Annotated in this window: 15 protein-coding genes; 10 read left to right on the top strand and 5 right to left on the bottom strand. The window is 71.0% G+C overall.

Annotation, left to right across the window (positions count from 1 at the left end):
* Window positions 1-1,518: a sugar ABC transporter ATP-binding protein gene (locus tag FB559_RS03685; protein ID WP_141953256.1), complete on the top strand. Its 1,518-nt coding sequence runs from the start codon at window positions 1-3 to the stop codon at window positions 1,516-1,518.
* 29 nt (window positions 1,519-1,547) lie between these two features.
* Here FB559_RS03685 and FB559_RS03680 read toward each other — a convergent pair whose 3' ends face one another.
* The gene (locus FB559_RS03680) at window positions 1,548-2,744 is read right to left on the bottom strand and encodes an RNA-guided endonuclease InsQ/TnpB family protein (protein ID WP_141953254.1); all 1,197 of its coding nucleotides are present in this window, start codon (window positions 2,742-2,744) and stop codon (window positions 1,548-1,550) included.
* 152 nt (window positions 2,745-2,896) lie between these two features.
* On the opposite strand from FB559_RS03680, the gene FB559_RS03675 reads away from it, so the two are divergent.
* From FB559_RS03675 to FB559_RS03665, 3 genes are all read left to right on the top strand, one after another.
* Window positions 2,897-3,919, top strand: coding sequence for an ABC transporter permease (locus tag FB559_RS03675; protein ID WP_141953252.1), 1,023 nt, complete (start codon window positions 2,897-2,899; stop codon window positions 3,917-3,919).
* A 100-nt stretch (window positions 3,920-4,019) separates the two neighbouring features.
* Complete coding sequence (locus FB559_RS03670) at window positions 4,020-4,745, top strand: HAD family hydrolase (protein ID WP_141953250.1); 726 nt, start codon at window positions 4,020-4,022, stop codon at window positions 4,743-4,745.
* Window positions 4,742-7,084 (top strand): glycoside hydrolase family 65 protein, encoded by a 2,343-nt coding sequence (locus FB559_RS03665; RefSeq protein ID WP_141953248.1) that lies wholly within the window; start codon window positions 4,742-4,744, stop codon window positions 7,082-7,084. The genes FB559_RS03670 and FB559_RS03665 overlap by 4 nt, the downstream gene beginning before the upstream one ends.
* Before the next feature lie 9 nt (window positions 7,085-7,093).
* On the opposite strand, the gene FB559_RS03660 is transcribed toward FB559_RS03665, so the two are convergent.
* Entirely contained in the window at window positions 7,094-7,555 is a 462-nt protein-coding gene (locus FB559_RS03660; protein ID WP_141953246.1) for a DUF3515 domain-containing protein, read from the bottom strand.
* 32 nt (window positions 7,556-7,587) lie between these two features.
* Window positions 7,588-7,821, bottom strand: coding sequence for an Lrp/AsnC ligand binding domain-containing protein (locus tag FB559_RS03655; RefSeq protein ID WP_141953243.1), 234 nt, complete (start codon window positions 7,819-7,821; stop codon window positions 7,588-7,590).
* A gap of 62 nt (window positions 7,822-7,883) precedes the next feature.
* Here FB559_RS03655 and FB559_RS03650 point away from each other — a divergent pair, with 62 nt between their 5' ends.
* From FB559_RS03650 to FB559_RS03635, 5 genes are all read left to right on the top strand, one after another.
* Window positions 7,884-8,792, top strand: a complete 909-nt coding sequence (locus FB559_RS03650; RefSeq protein ID WP_141953240.1) for a thiamine-phosphate kinase — start codon at window positions 7,884-7,886, stop codon at window positions 8,790-8,792.
* Window positions 8,793-8,885: 93 nt separating this feature from the next.
* Window positions 8,886-9,503: a cellulose binding domain-containing protein gene (locus tag FB559_RS03645; RefSeq protein ID WP_185792027.1), complete on the top strand. Its 618-nt coding sequence runs from the start codon at window positions 8,886-8,888 to the stop codon at window positions 9,501-9,503.
* A gap of 25 nt (window positions 9,504-9,528) precedes the next feature.
* Window positions 9,529-10,320, top strand: a complete 792-nt coding sequence (thiD, locus tag FB559_RS03640) for a bifunctional hydroxymethylpyrimidine kinase/phosphomethylpyrimidine kinase (RefSeq protein ID WP_141953236.1) — start codon at window positions 9,529-9,531, stop codon at window positions 10,318-10,320.
* Window positions 10,321-10,657: 337 nt separating this feature from the next.
* Window positions 10,658-10,810 carry a hypothetical protein gene (locus tag FB559_RS43620; protein WP_185792026.1) on the top strand — a complete coding sequence of 51 codons (153 nt, stop codon included), beginning with the start codon at window positions 10,658-10,660 and terminating at the stop codon, window positions 10,808-10,810.
* Window positions 10,803-11,492 carry a hypothetical protein gene (locus FB559_RS03635; RefSeq protein ID WP_141953233.1) on the top strand — a complete coding sequence of 230 codons (690 nt, stop codon included), beginning with the start codon at window positions 10,803-10,805 and terminating at the stop codon, window positions 11,490-11,492. The genes FB559_RS43620 and FB559_RS03635 overlap by 8 nt, the downstream gene beginning before the upstream one ends.
* 1 nt (window position 11,493) lies before the next feature.
* Here FB559_RS03635 and FB559_RS03630 read toward each other — a convergent pair whose 3' ends face one another.
* Entirely contained in the window at window positions 11,494-11,985 is a 492-nt protein-coding gene (locus FB559_RS03630) for a metallophosphoesterase family protein (protein WP_141953231.1), read from the bottom strand.
* Window positions 11,986-12,220: 235 nt separating this feature from the next.
* A complete protein-coding gene (gene rpmB, locus FB559_RS03625) occupies window positions 12,221-12,418 on the bottom strand; it encodes a 50S ribosomal protein L28 (RefSeq protein WP_141953229.1) in 198 nt (65 codons plus the stop codon).
* Between the two features lie 182 nt (window positions 12,419-12,600).
* On the opposite strand from rpmB, the gene FB559_RS03620 reads away from it, so the two are divergent.
* Entirely contained in the window at window positions 12,601-14,187 is a 1,587-nt protein-coding gene (locus tag FB559_RS03620) for a DAK2 domain-containing protein (RefSeq protein ID WP_246121335.1), read from the top strand.
* The last annotated feature ends 319 nt before the right edge of the window (window positions 14,188-14,506 follow it).

The raw sequence follows: 14,506 nt of genomic DNA, 5'->3' as shown, positions 1-14,506 counted from the left end.
ATGACCGAGTTGAGCGTCGCAGGGATCTCCAAGCGGTTCGCCGGCGTACGGGCGCTGAACGACGTCACGCTGGACTTCCCCAGCGGGGCCGTGACCGCCCTCATGGGCGAGAACGGCGCCGGGAAATCCACCCTTATCAAGATCATTACCGGCGACTATCTGCCGGACAAGGGCGAGATCTCCCTCGGCGGCGACGTGCTGAGCCTGCACTCGCCGGCGGACGCGAGGAAGGCCGGCATCCGGGTGATCCCGCAGGAGCCGGAGATCGTGCCGCACGTCTCGGTCGCCGAGAACGTCTACCTCGGCGCGCTGCCGCGCAAGGGTGGCCGCGGTTTCGACAGGGCGACGCTCTTCCGCCGCGTACGCGCCGACCTCGAACGCCTGGGCTTCGAACGCGTCATCTCGCCCGAGACGCTCGGCTCGCGCCTCACCCCCGCGCAGCGCCAGCTCGTGGAGATCCTGCGGGCGCTGACCACAGACGCGAAGGTCATCGCGTTCGACGAGCCGACGTCCTCGCTGTCCGAGCACGAGGTGGACGCGCTGTTCACCCTGATCCGCCGGCTGCGCGAGGAGGGCCTCGCCGTCATCTACGTCTCCCACCGGCTCCAGGAGATCTTCCAGCTCGCCGACCACATCGCGGTGCTGCGCGACGGCGGCCTGGTGGGCGTGCGCGACGCCGCGGACACCGACGAGAACGAGATCGTGCGGATGATGGTCGGCCGCGACCTGTCGTCCCTGTTCGCCCGCGAACGCTCCGAGATCGGCGCGGCCGTCCTCGAGGTCGAGGACGTCACCACCGACGACGTGCGCGACATCAGCCTCACCGTGCACGCGGGCGAGGTCGTGGCCCTGGCCGGGCTGGTCGGCGCGGGCCGTTCGGAACTCGCCGGCGCGCTGGTGGGCGACCTGCCGATCCGCTCCGGGCATGTGTCGGTCGACGGGAAACAGGTGCGCCTGCGGCAGCCGAGCGACGCCGTACGCGCCGGGATGGGGTACGCCCCCGAGGAGCGCAAGGCCCAGGCCCTGCTGCTCGGACGCTCGGTGCGCGACAACACCTCCCTGGTGGTCCTGGACCGGCTGCGCCGCTTCCGCTTCGTCAAACGCGCCGAAGAACGCCGGCTGACCCAGAAGTACGTCGACGAGCTCCACGTGCGTACGCCGGGCATCGAGCAGGAGGTGCGCAAGCTGTCGGGCGGAAACCAGCAGAAGGTCGTGCTGGCACGCTGGCTGGCACGCAAGCCCAAGGTGCTCATCCTGGACGAGCCGACCCGCGGCATCGACGTCGGCGCCAAGGCCGAGATCTACCACCTCATCGACGACCTCGCCCGCTCCGGCGTGGCCGTCCTCGTCATCTCGTCCGAGCTCCCCGAGGTGCTCGGACTCGCCGACCGCATCATCGTCATGCAGAACGGCCACATCACCGGCGAACTCGACCGGGCCGACGCTTCTGAAGAGGCCATCCTCGGCCTCGCAATGGCGGAGGACCTGACCACGTCGCTATCGGAGGGACAGCATTGACATCTCCCGGCCCTGAAGGGCCGGGGTTCCTACGGCTCGCGCTGCAGGAATTCCTGTTTCATCGCCGACTGCCCGCCCGGAGTGCTCCGTTGAGGTCTTACACCGGCTCCACAGGCCGACACCGCCAGCCCGGCGGCCAGAAGGTTCTTCGCCGCGTTCACGTCGCGGTCGTGGGTCGTGCCGCATTCACATTTCCAAGTACGAACGCCCAGCGACATCGTGTCCCGCCTGGTGCCGCAGTGCGAGCACAGCCTGGAGGAGGGGAACCAGCGGTCAACCGCGATCACTTCGCGGCCATACCAGCGGGCCTTGTACTCCAGCATGGTCCGGAACTCCCGCCATGCCGCATCGGAGATCGCCCGGGACAGGCGTCGGTTCTTCAGCATGTTCCGGACGCTCAGATCCTCGATCACGACCGTTTGGTTCTCACGGACGAGACGAGTCGTCAGTTTGTGCAGGTGGTCTCGGCGCCGGTCAGCGATCCGGGCATGGATACGGGCGACCTTGAGTCGGGTCTTGGCGCGGTTCGCCGATCCTTTCTTTTTACGGGCGTGAGCACGCTGAGCCTTCGCGAGGCGCGCATGGTCACGCCGCTCATACCGAGGGTTGGCGATTTTCTCTCCGCTGGAGAGAGTGAGCAGGTGCGCAAGACCCGCGTCGATGCCGACCGTGGTTTCCGTTGCGGGAAGTGGCTGGGCAGTGGGGTCTGCGCAGAGCAGGGACACGAACCAGCGACCGGAGGTGTCTTGGGACACGGTCACCGTCGAGGGCCGTGCACCCAACGGAAGCGGCCGGGACCACACGATGTCGAGCGGCTCGGCCATCTTCGCCAGCCTCAGCCTGCCATCGTGGAAGCGGAAAGCGCTGGTGGTGTACTCGGCGGACTTGCGGGACTTCTTCTTGGATTTGAAACGTGGGTACTTGGCGCGTTTGGCGAAGAAGTGGGTGAACGCCGATTGAAGGTGCCGAAGCGTTTGTTGCAGCGGCACAGAGGAGACATCGTTGAGGTAGGCCAGTTCCTCGGTCTGTTTCCACGTCGTCAGCATCGCCGACGTGGCGTTGTAGTCGACCGACTCCTGTCGCTGTGTCCACGCCTGCGTGCGAGCCGCCAAGGCCATGTTGTAGACCTTCCGCACACACCCGAACGTGCGCGACAGCTCCGCTGCCTGCGCATCACTCGGATAGAAGCGGTACTTGAACGCCCGCTTCACGTGCATGGTGGCCACGTGCCACACCCATCACGTGAACTTGTGATCCTGCGGGCGGTTGGGGGCACACGCCAGGCCGCCCTTACGGCGGACCGGCTTTTCTCGCCCTGCTCCGCAGCGGCCCGATTCCTTCCCGCCCTGAAGAGCGGGGTTTCCTCGGAGGAGATCAGATGACAACCGCCACCCGCGAGCCCGTGGACACGCCGCCCAAGGACCCGGCGCCGCGCCGCATCCTGGCCACGGTGGGCCCCCAGAACATCAGCCTCATCGGCGCGCTCGTCGTGGTCGTCGCCCTCTTCAGCTGGCTGAACTCCGGCTACTTCACCTGGGACAACATCCAGGTGATCGGCGAGGCCGCGACCGTCGCCGGGCTGCTGGCGGTCGTGCAGACCGTGGTCATCATCTGCGGCGCGCTGGACATCTCCGTCGGCTCCCAGACCGGGGTGGCCTCGGTCGTCTCCGCCATGGCCTTCACGGCGACCGGGCACAACCCGCTGCTGGGGATGGCCGCCGCCGTCGGCGTGGGTGTCGTGATCGGCATCCTGAACGGCCTCATCATCGTGTACGGCCGCGTCAACCCGACCATCGCGACCCTGGCCGGCCTCGCCGCGTACAAGGGCGTCGCCCAGCTCATCTCCGGCGGCCGCGCGCAGGGCTTCGTCCTCGGCGACGACCTGTTCATCTTCATCGCCCGCGGCCGGATCGCCGGCATTCCGGTGCAGGTCTGCATCCTGATCGTCGTTGCCATCCTCGTGCACCTGATGCTGAAGTACACCGACATCGGGCGGAACCTCTATGCGATCGGCGGCAACGACACCGCGGCGCGCCTCGCCGGTATCAAGATCAACAAGTACCTCATCTCCGTGTACGCCCTGGCGGGCATCGTCGCGGCGTTCGCCGGCATCGTGCTGACCGCGCGTACCGGCTCCGGGCAGCCGACCAGCGGCAGTGAGGGGCTGGAGCTCCAGTCGATCACCGCCGCGGCGCTGGGCGGCTGTGCGCTGAAGGGTGGCAAGGGCGGGGTCGGCGGCACGCTCCTGGCGGTGCTGCTGCTCGGCGCCCTCAACAACGGCCTCAACGTCGTGGGGGTCAACACGTTCTGGCAGAACGTCGCCCAGGGCGCGCTCCTCGTCGTCGCGGTCATCATCCAGCAGCGTCGCAACGGTGAGCGGGCCGTCGGCCTGCCGACCTGACCTGCCGCGATGTCGCCGTCGTGTCAACCGCCGGGGCCCCGGCGGTTGACATGGCCCGATGGGGTAAGCATGTGTCGTTCGCCGATACGGGGAGGACCACATGCTCGGCCTGCCGGACGCCGCGACGGCGTGCCTGTTCGATATGGACGGTGTGCTGACACGCACCGCCACCGTTCACGCCGCGGCGTGGAAGCAGATGTTCGACGACTTCCTGCGGGAGCGTGACGGCGACTCGTTCACGCCGTTCGACCAGGAGGCCGACTACGACACCTACGTCGACGGCAAGCGGCGCGAGGACGGCACCAGGTCCTTCCTCGAGTCACGGGGCATCGAGCTCCCAGAGGGCTCGCCGGACGATCCGGCCGGCGCGGCCACGATCAACGGGCTGAGCTCGCGCAAGAACGAACTCGTGCTGGACAAGCTCCGCGAAAACGGCGTCGAGCTGTACGACGGCTCGGTCCGCTACGTACGCGCCGCGCGTGAGGCGGGGCTGCGCACCGCGGTGGTCTCCTCCAGCGCCAACACCGCCCAGGTGCTCGACGCGGCGGGCATCGCGGACCTGTTCGACGCGCGCGTCGACGGGGTGACGGCCAAGGAGCACGACCTCGCCGGGAAACCGGCCCCCGACATGTTCCTCGCCGGGGCCGAGGCGCTCGGCGTACCGCCCTCGCAGGCCGTGGTGTTCGAGGACGCCCTGTCGGGGGTGCAGGCCGGCCGGGCGGGGGGCTTCGTGTTCGTCGTCGGTGTGGATCGTGTCGGCCAGGCGGAGGCGCTGAAGAGCCACGGCGCCGACACCGTCGTCAAGGACCTGGAGGAGCTGCTTTGATCAAGCAGGCCGCGTACGCCGTGGAGCCGTGGTGTGTACGGGAGCAGCGGCTCGATCTCGACACTCTCGCCCAGAGCGAGTCGGTGTTCGCCCTGTCCAACGGGCACATCGGGCTGCGAGGAAACCTCGACGAGGGTGAGCCGCACGGGCTGCCGGGCACCTACCTCAACTCCGTGTACGAGCTGCGGGCGCTGCCGTACGCCGAGGCCGGCTACGGCTATCCGGAGTCCGGCCAGACGATCATCAACATCACCAACGGCAAGCTGATCCGGTTGCTGGTCAACGACGAGCCGTTCGACGTGCGCTATGGCGAGGTGGGCTCCCACGAGCGGCTCCTCGACCTGCGGGCCGGCACGCTGAGCAGGAAGGCCGAGTGGACCTCACCGGCCGGCGACACGGTCCGGGTGTCCTCGGTCCGGCTCGTCTCCCTGGTGCAGCGGTCCGTCGCGGCCATCTGTTACGAGGTCGAGGCGGTGAACGAGCCGGTCCGCATCGTCGTGCAGTCCGAGCTGGTCGCCAACGAGTCACTGCCGGACACGGTCAAGGACCCGCGAGCCGCCGCCGTGGTCGACTGCCCACTCGTCGGCGAGGAATGCGTCGCCGGCGAACAGAGCGTCGTCATGGTGCACCGGACCCGTGAGAGCGGGCTCCGCGTCGCGGCGGCGATGGGGCACGAGATCGAGAGTCCCGACGGGAAGATCGAGACGGATGTCAGCGACGACGTCGGCCGCCTCACCGTGGCCACGCATCTGAAGCCCGGCGAACGGCTGCGCATCGTCAAGTACCTCGCGTACGGCTGGTCGAGCCAGCGGTCGCGGCCCGCGCTGCACGACCAGGTGATCGCCGCGATGGCCGCGGCGAAGCTGTCCGGCTGGGACGGGTTGCTCAGTGAGCAGCGGAAATACCTCGATGACTTCTGGGCGGGCGCCGACGTCGAGGTCGACGGCGACCCCGAGGTGCAGCAGGCGGTGCGGTTCGGCCTGTTCCACGTCCTGCAGGCCGGCGCGCGCGGGGAACGGCGGCCGATCTCCGCCAAGGGACTGACCGGGCCCGGCTACGACGGTCACACGTTCTGGGACACCGAGTCGTTCGTGCTGCCGGTGCTGACCTTCACGCAGCCGCGGGTGGTCGCGGACGCGCTGCGGTGGCGGCACTCGACGCTGGACGCGGCCAAGGCGCGCGCCGAGCAGCTCGGCCTGGCCGGCGCGGCGTTCCCGTGGCGGACCATCTCGGGCGACGAGTGCTCGGGCTACTGGCCGGCCGGCACCGCGGCGTTCCACATCGGCGCCGACATCGCCCACGCCGTCGTCCGCTACCTGTACGCCACCGAGGACGAGGACTTCGCCCGCGACTACGGGCTGGAGCTGCTCGTGCAGACCGCGCGCCTGTGGCGCAGTCTCGGCCACCACGACGCCCAGGGGCGCTTCCGCATCGACGGGGTGACCGGGCCGGATGAGTACAGCGCGATCGCCGACGACAACGTCTACACCAACCTGATGGCGCAGCAGAACCTCCGGGCCGCCGCCGACCTGGCCGAACGCCATCCCGAGCAGGCCGAGCACCTCGGCGTGACGGACGAGGAGACGGCCTCCTGGCGTGACGCCGCCGCCGACATGTACATCCCCTTCGACGAGCGGCTCCAGGTGCACCCGCAGAGCGAGGGCTTCACCGACCACGCGCCGTGGGACTTCGAGTCCACCGAAGCCGACCAGTATCCGCTGCTGCTGCACTTTCCCTACTTCGACATCTACCGCAAGCAGGTCGTCAAACAGGCCGATCTCGTCCTCGCCATGCACCTGCTCGGTGAGGCGTTCACGCCCGAGCAGAAGGCGCGCAACTTCGCGTACTACGAGGCGCTCACGGTCCGCGACTCCTCACTGTCGGCCAGCACCCAGGCGGTGATCGCCGCCGAGACGGGCCACCTCGACCTCGCCCACGACTATCTGGGTGAGGCGGCGCTGATGGACCTCGGCGACCTGGAGCACAACACGCGCGACGGGCTGCACATCGCCTCGCTCGCCGGCGCCTGGACCGCGCTGGTCGCCGGGCTCGGCGGGATGCGCATGCCGGAGGGACGGCTGGAGTTCACACCCAGGCTGCCCGGCGGCATCACCCGGCTGGTCTTCCGTATGCGGTTCCGCGGACGCCGGCTGAAGATCCACATCACGGCCCACGAGGTCGTGTACGAGCTGCTCGAGGGAGAGCCGCTGGAGATCTTCCACAACGGCAAGCCGCTGGTGCTGAACGGCGGCGCGGTGACCCGCAAGGTGAGCGCCCCGCCTCGGCGGCCCGCTCCCACGCAGCCGCGTGGCCGCGCGCCCCGGCGCCGCGTCGAGTGAGGACGGCCTCTAGAGGGAGCCGTCGGGGGAGGCGGGGATCGCCGCCTTGATCGGGCCGGCCAGCTCGATCAGCACGTCGCCCGGCGGCTGGTAGGCGGCCGGCACGGTCACCTCGACGTAGCCCAGCCGCCCGACCGCGGTGAAGGTCACCGGCCGGTCCACCGGCACTCCGAGCCACGAGACGCCGTTGACCACCACGAGCTCGGAGGTGGGTTTCAGCGCGGCGGGCCGTGGCATGCCGCACCGGATCACGATGGCGGGGGAGCCCCACGCGGTGACGAGGGGCGACTTGGGCGTCGTCGCGCGCCGGGCGAATCCGTGGACCTTCTGCGGCAGCCGGTCGTGCAGCGTACGGCAGCGGGCCGCGACCTCCGCGGGCGGGCGGGGCGCGGGTGCCTCGACGGCACCGGAGCCGCATCCGGACACGGAGAACAGTGTGAGCAGGCCGCCCGCCGCCAGCGCCCGTCTCATGGTGCAGACTGACGGCAGGGAGGACACCGCGCTCAGATGTGAACGATGGGACAGGTCAGTGTCCGCGTGATTCCCTCGACCGATTGGATCTGCGCGACGACGAGCTTGCCGAGCTCGTCGACGTTGTTCGCCTCGGCACGGACGATCACGTCATAAGGTCCGGTGACGTCTTCGGCAAGGGTCACGCCCTGGATGCCGGAGATCTCACGGGCCACGTCGGCGGCCTTGCCGACTTCGGTCTGGATGAGGATGTAGGCCTGCACCATCACGTCCTCCCTGGGACTGCCATCAGGCGGCCACCGTACCGTGTCTTCGCTGGAGGTGGGTCATCAGCATCGGTGAACTCGGCGAGTTCGGGATCATCGCAAGGATCACCGCGCGTCTGGGCCGCGGACCAGGCGTCGAGCTGGGTCCGGGCGACGACGCCGCGATCATCAGTGCGCCGGGCGGCCGCGTCGTCGCGACCACCGACGTACTGGTCGAGGGCGGGCACTTTCGCCGCGACTGGTCGCCGCCGTACGACATCGGGCGCAAGGCCGCCGCGCAGAACCTCGCGGACGTGGTCGCGATGGGCGCCAGGCCCACGGCCCTGCTGCTCGGGTTCGGTGCGCCGCCGGAGACCCCTGTCGAGTGGGTGGAGGCGCTGTGCGACGGCCTGCGCGACGAGTGCGCCGAGGTGGACGCCTCCGTGGCCGGTGGTGACGTCGTCCGCGCCGACTCCGTGCTTCTCGCGGTGACCGCGCTCGGTGCGCTGGACGGCCCGCCGGTGACCCGTTCGGGCGCACGGCCCGGCGACGTCGTGGCGGTCTGCGGACGGCTCGGTCACGCCGCCGCCGGCGTCGAGCTGCTCTCCCGCGGTCTGCGCGAACCGGCCGGTCTCATCGACGCGCACCGGCGCCCGCGCCCGCCGTACGCCGCGGGCCTGCGCGCACGTGACCTCGGAGCCACCGCGATGCTCGACGTCAGCGACGGCCTCGTACAGGATCTCGGGCACGTGGCGGACGCGAGCGGTGTCCGCATCGAGATCGACGGCGACGCCGTGACCGGGCCGCCGGTGCCCGACGCGCGCCGCCTGGCGCTGACCGGTGGCGAGGACCACGCGTTCGCCGCGACGTTCCCGGCCGGGACGGCGCTGCCCGCGGAGTGGCAGGTCATCGGACGGGTGGTCGCCGGGTCTCCCGCCGTTCTGGTCGACGGTCGCGTGTACGGATCCGGTGGATGGGATCACTTCCTGTAGTCAAATCGAAGAGTTGTCCCTGTTGACGCTGCTCGTCTGGTAGGCATGACTCGTGTGCTTTTGGTATACATCCCGAGACCGGAGAGGGACGGGATGGGACGACACACCAAGAACGTGGAAGACGACGTTCCGGAGGACGACGGCCCTCACCGGCGCCGGAGGGTCGGCAAGGTGCCGCTCCTGCCGGCGGTCACCGGCGTCGTGGCGATCGGTGCGGTCGTGTCCGCGATCAGCACGCAGCAGATCTCACTGAACTTCGCCGGCGGCCCCCCGCCGCCGGAGCGTCAGGTGCAGCCACAGGCATCCGACTCCGTCCGCCCGGATGGCCGGCACAGCCGTCACACCGCGCGGGACGACTCGTCGCTGACCCCGCGTGAGGGCAGCCGGGTGAGCCGGGGGGCGGACCGGGCCGCCGTCACGGTGGCGCTCCGTACGGTCGAGACGTGGCGCGCGGGATTCCGCGGCCAGGCGACGATCACCAACCGTACGACCAGGTCCGTGACGGGCTGGACGCTGATCCTGCGGTACCCGCAGACCCAGATCCTCTCCGCCTGGGACGTGAAGATCATCCGCAAGGGTGCCACTCTGGTGGCGGACAACCCGGCCGCGCATCCGTCCATCCCGCCCGGAGCGTCGGTGAAGGTCTCCTTCACCGCCCGTGGCGCGAGCTCCGGTCCGGCCGCCTGCTCGTTCAACGGCAAGGCGTGCTGATCGGCCGCACCCGTACCCTGGGATCATGCCGACTCCTCCTCGTGTGCTGACGATCGCCGGATCCGACTCCGGCGGCGGCGCGGGCATCCAGGCCGACCTCAAGACGATGCTCGCGCTCGGCGTGCACGGGATGAGCGTGATCGCCGCCGTCACGGCGCAGAACTCCCTGGGGGTCCAGGGGTACTGGGAGCTGCCGCCGGTGGCCGTACGCGCCCAGCTCGACTCCGTGCTCTCCGACATCGGCACCCAGGCGGTGAAGACCGGCATGCTCGCGTCGACCGTCCTGGTCGAGACGGTCGCCGAGGTGCTCGCGGACGTGACCGTGCCGATCATTGTCGACCCCGTGGGCGTGTCCAAGCACGGTGACTCACTGCTGGCCCCGGATGCCCTCGATGCGGTCCGCAGCGTGCTTCTCCCGCTCGCCACGGTCGTCACGCCGAACCTCTGGGAGGTCGAGCAGCTCACCGGCATCAAGGTCGATGAGGAGAACCGCCTGCGCGACGCCGCCGAGGCGGTACGCGCGCTCGGCCCGGAATGGGTGCTGATCAAGGGCGGCCACCTCCCCGGCGAGCCGGTCGACCTGCTGTTCGACGGCACGAGTGAATACCGGTTCGCGGCGGCGCGGCACGACAACCGGCACACCCATGGGACCGGCTGCACGCTCGCCTCGGCCATCGCCTCCCATCTAGCGCTGGGCAGCGACGTCGTGGAGGCGGTCGGCCGCGCCAAGGAGTACGTCACCGGCGCCATCGAGCACGGTTTCCCCCTCGGCGAGGGCATCGGGCCGGTCGACCACGCCTGGCTGCAGCGCCGCTGAGCGGGCACCCTCCCGGTATCTCGCCGCTCGTTTCCCGGCGCGTATCCCGCGTCGGCGAGGTTCGCCGGCCTGGTCGTCCGGATCTCCGCCGACACGCCCGGCGGGAGCGCCGTGGCCGCGGTGATGAAGGCTTCGTACCCGGCGGCCCGTGACGGACCCCGCCTCGACGTCGTCGCGCGGGCGCGCGTTCGCCGAGCGCTCGGTGACGCCTGCCCGAGCTGCCGCTGGGGGCGGCGGTCCGCGCCGCGGGTACCGCGATCCGGACGCGGCCTGGCTCGCGTACACGGTCCACGGAGACGCGCCAGCGCGCGTGGGCGGTTGACGCGATACTCATGCGATGAGCACCGAGCCGCAGGTGGGAGACGTGCGCTTCTCCGACTCCGGGGAGATCGAAGTGTTCGACGGCGCCGAATGGAGTCCGTACAGGCGGCTTCCCACGGACGGCGACGTCGTCTTCCGCTATGGCATCGACGGTGAGACGCATGGGTGAGGACGCACCGCCGGAGCGGCTCCACTCGCCCTCCGACGCCGTGGCCGACATGAGGGCCACCGCCCGGTGGACCGTCGCCGGCGCGGCCGCGGTGGGCGCGCTGCTGCTCGGCGGAGCGCCCCTGACCGCGATCGGGAAGATCTCCCACGTCGGGGACGCGGTGCTGGCCTTCGCGGGGCTCGTCGTCGCTCTCGGCGGGGTGGCGTGGGCGATCTGGCAGACGGGTGAGGCGCTGATGCCCCGCATCGCCACGCTCACCGACCTGGACGACCCGGACCTGAGCGATCTGCGGGCGAGGATGGCCAGGGATCGGCCGGCGTTCTTCGGCCCGTTCGGGCAGGGCCGGGAGGACCTGCGCGCGGCGGTCGCGTTCCACGGCACCGTCGCCGCCAACCTCGCCGTCACCGCGGCCGCCGAACAGGATCCGGTACGGTCCCGCCTGCTGGCCCAGGCGCTCGCCGACGCCAGGGCCAACGCCGATCTCGCCCGCCGGCTCCAGGACCGGCTCGTGGAGCTCGTCCACGCCTGGAAGGTACGGACCGCCGTACGCCGCTCCCGCCGTCACACACTTGGCGCGGCGGCGGTCGTCGCGCTGGGCGCGGTGCTTTTCCTCAGCGCGGCGCACGGGCACGAGGCCGCCCGGACCACCCGCCCGGCTCCCTCGCCGAACGCGACCCGGTGACTCAGGTCACCGGGACGATCCGCGCCTCGATGATCCGGGAGTCCTCGATCCGGAGCAGGCCGAGGGTGCCGTGGGGCTGGCGGCGGCGGTCGGTGGGGGAGCCCGGGTTGAAGATGCGGACGCCGTCGCCCGTCTCGTCCAGCGGGATGTGGGAGTGGCCGAAGACGACGAGCTCGGCGCCGGGGAAGCGGCGCTTCATCCGGGCGGTCCGCCGGGTGGCGGGACCGCTGTCGTGCACCATCGCCACCGGCAGCCCGGCCAGCTCGAACTCCAGCGTGTCCGGCGCACCCCAGGCGGCGACGTCGGGCCCGTCGTTGTTGCCCCGCACGGCCTTCACCGGCGCGTAGGCGGCCAGCTCGTCGAGCACGGAGGGCACGCACACGTCACCGGCGTGCAGGATGAGCTCGGCACCACGCAGATGCCCGGCCACCGCGGGCGGACAACCACGCCACCGCCGCGGCGCGTGCGTGTCCGCGAGCACCACCACTCTCATCGTCCCATCCTGCCCCGGACCGCCGAGAGTATGAGCGACCGCCCCCGCTGGAGGGTGAGCCCGACCGCTCATTCAGCCTGCGGTGGGGACCTGGGCTACGTGCGGTCAGTGGAGGGGGCGGGCGGCGGCTCGGGGAATGTCGAACGGCCGGTCCGTGTGGGGGACCGGCCGTTCGTTGTGCCCGGTGAGAGCACAGTCCGTGTGGGCGCCTCGCGGCGCCCTTAGGGGTGTGTCGTCAGCGCGCGACGGGGCGAATGACCTTGCCCGCCTTGATGCATGACGTGCACACGTTGATCCGCTTGGTGCTGCGGCCGACGACCGCACGCACTCGCTGGATGTTGGGGTTCCAGCGGCGCGGGGTGCGGCGGTGCGAGTGAGAGACGCGCATGCCGAACCCCGGCCCCTTGCCGCAGACGTCGCAGACGGAAGCCATGGATGCGCTCCAAAAGGTCGAGTGGGATGGCCCGGGATCGGGCGCTCGTCAAAAGAGGGCCCGGACAGGGCACTGGGAAGAGAATAGCCGACCCCGCCCCGCCGAGGCGAATCGCCGAGTTACTGGAGCCGGCCGTTCGTTGTCCGGTAAGTCTAGTGCCGACGGAAATCTCTGGAGGTGGCGTGGGAGACCTTGGCGACGCCGTGGCCGTACGGCAGTGGTGCCGGCTCGCGGCGGACGCACTGGGCCGGACCCGCGCCGACATCGACGCGCTCAACGTCTTCCCGGTGCCCGACGGAGACACCGGGACCAACCTCTACCTGACCGTCCTCGCCGCCGCGGAGGCGGTCGACCGGCTGCCCGGCGACACCGGCGATACCGGCGCCGCGGCGGCGTGGCGCGCGCTCGCCGAGGGCGCGCTGCTCGGCGCGCGCGGAAACTCCGGTGTGATCCTCAGCCAGATCCTGCGCGCCCTGGCCGAGGTCCTGGGCGGCGGAGGCGGCCTGGCGGAGGCGCTGCGGCACGCGTCGCGGCTGGCCGACCAGGCCGTCGCCCACCCGGTCGAGGGCACGATGCTCAGCGTCCTTCGCACGGTGGCCGTGGCCTGCCCGGACGGCGGCGAGGCCGGGGCCGTCGCGCGTACCGTCGCGGAACACGCGCGTGCCGCGCTGCGCGAGACGACCGGCCAGCTGGACGTGCTCGCACGCAACGGGGTCGTCGACGCCGGCGCGGCCGGGCTGTGCGTCGTACTGGAGGCGCTCGCCGCCGTCGTCACCGGGGAGTTCCCGCAGACGTACGACGTGCCGCGCCGCGCCGTTCCCTCCGAGGCGGGGGAGGCCGGCACCTGTGAGCCCGAGGACCACGCCGGTGGCGGCGGATACGAGGTCATGTACCTCCTCGACGCCGACGAGGCCGCGGTGTCGGAGCTGCGCGACTCCCTCGACGCGCTCGGCGACTCTCTGGTCGTGGTCGGCGGCGACGGACTGTGGAACGTCCACGTGCACACCGACGACGCGGGCCCGGCGGTCGAGGCCGGCATCCGGGCCGGCCGCCCCCACCGCATCCGCGTGACCTACCTGCAGGCGCCCGCCGACCGGCACGCGCACAACACCGGGCGCGGCGTCGTGGCGGTCACCCTGGGGGCGGGCCTGACCGCCCTGTTCGAGGACCACGGGGCCCAGGCGGTACGCCGGGAGAGCGGCCGCGCGCCGTCGCTGGACGAGCTGGCCGGGGCGATCGTACGGGCCGGCGACGAGGTCGCCGTGCTGCCGAACGACCGGGCGGTCCTCGCGGTCGCCGAGGCGGCGGCGCAGCGCGCGCGTGAGGACGGCGTACGCGTCGCGGTCGTCCCGGCCAGGGCGTCCGCCCAGGGGCTCGCCGCGCTGGCCGTGCACGACCCGCTGCGCCGCTTCGACGACGACGTCATCGCCATGACCAGCGCGGCGGGCGCCACGAGGTCCGGTCAGCTCGAGACGGCCGGGGAGGAGGCGGTGACGAGCGTCGGCATCTGCCACCCCGGCGACACGCTCGGCCTGATCGAGGGCGACGTGTCCGTGATCGGGCCGGACCTCACCGACGTGGCGCTGCGGATCCTCACGGGGATGCTGTCCGGAGGCGGCGAGCTCGTCACGCTGATCACCGGCATCGGGGCGCCCGACGGTCTCGTCGAGGCGGCGCAGGGGTATCTGCACGAGCACCGTCCGGACGTGGAGGTCGTGGTCTACGACGGCGGCCAGGACCGCTATCCGCTGCTCATCGGCGTCGAGTAGGCCGAGCGGGCCGGCCCGGTGCCCTGTGAGCCCCGGACCGGCCGCCTGTCCCGATCAGAAGGCCCCCGTGGCACTCCTGATCCTGGACGATCCCCCGTCCGCGCTCGTGCGGGCGGACCCGTACCGGCCGTCGCCGCCCGGGACTTGACCGGCCGCGTGCAACGGCTTTTAAGGTGCATTTGTCCCTCCTTGGGCGGCGCCAGACGTACGGATGCGTCTGTTGGTACGCAGCCAGGCCCCCGGAGGTTCAGGAAGATGCAGGAAATCTTCAGGATGTCCGGCAGTGGACACGGCGGGGAGATCGGCCGAGCGCGGGCGC

Origin of the sequence: Actinoallomurus bryophytorum (assembly GCF_006716425.1) — a bacterium.
GTDB lineage: Bacteria > Actinomycetota > Actinomycetes > Streptosporangiales > Streptosporangiaceae > Actinoallomurus > Actinoallomurus bryophytorum.
This window is presented reverse-complemented; position numbering and strand designations above follow the sequence as displayed.

Coding starts and splice junctions, on each gene's coding strand:
- FB559_RS03645 (WP_185792027.1), top strand. CDS start 8,886: ATGGGACGACACACCAAGAACGTGGAAGACGACGTTCCGGAGGACGAC.
- FB559_RS03630 (WP_141953231.1), bottom strand. CDS start 11,985: ATGAGAGTGGTGGTGCTCGCGGACACGCACGCGCCGCGGCGGTGGCGT.
- thiD (WP_141953236.1), top strand. CDS start 9,529: ATGCCGACTCCTCCTCGTGTGCTGACGATCGCCGGATCCGACTCCGGC.
- rpmB (WP_141953229.1), bottom strand. CDS start 12,418: ATGGCTTCCGTCTGCGACGTCTGCGGCAAGGGGCCGGGGTTCGGCATG.
- FB559_RS03670 (WP_141953250.1), top strand. CDS start 4,020: ATGCTCGGCCTGCCGGACGCCGCGACGGCGTGCCTGTTCGATATGGAC.
- FB559_RS03655 (WP_141953243.1), bottom strand. CDS start 7,821: ATGGTGCAGGCCTACATCCTCATCCAGACCGAAGTCGGCAAGGCCGCC.
- FB559_RS03635 (WP_141953233.1), top strand. CDS start 10,803: ATGGGTGAGGACGCACCGCCGGAGCGGCTCCACTCGCCCTCCGACGCC.
- FB559_RS43620 (WP_185792026.1), top strand. CDS start 10,658: ATGAGCACCGAGCCGCAGGTGGGAGACGTGCGCTTCTCCGACTCCGGG.
- FB559_RS03660 (WP_141953246.1), bottom strand. CDS start 7,555: ATGAGACGGGCGCTGGCGGCGGGCGGCCTGCTCACACTGTTCTCCGTG.
- FB559_RS03685 (WP_141953256.1), top strand. CDS start 1: ATGACCGAGTTGAGCGTCGCAGGGATCTCCAAGCGGTTCGCCGGCGTA.
- FB559_RS03675 (WP_141953252.1), top strand. CDS start 2,897: ATGACAACCGCCACCCGCGAGCCCGTGGACACGCCGCCCAAGGACCCG.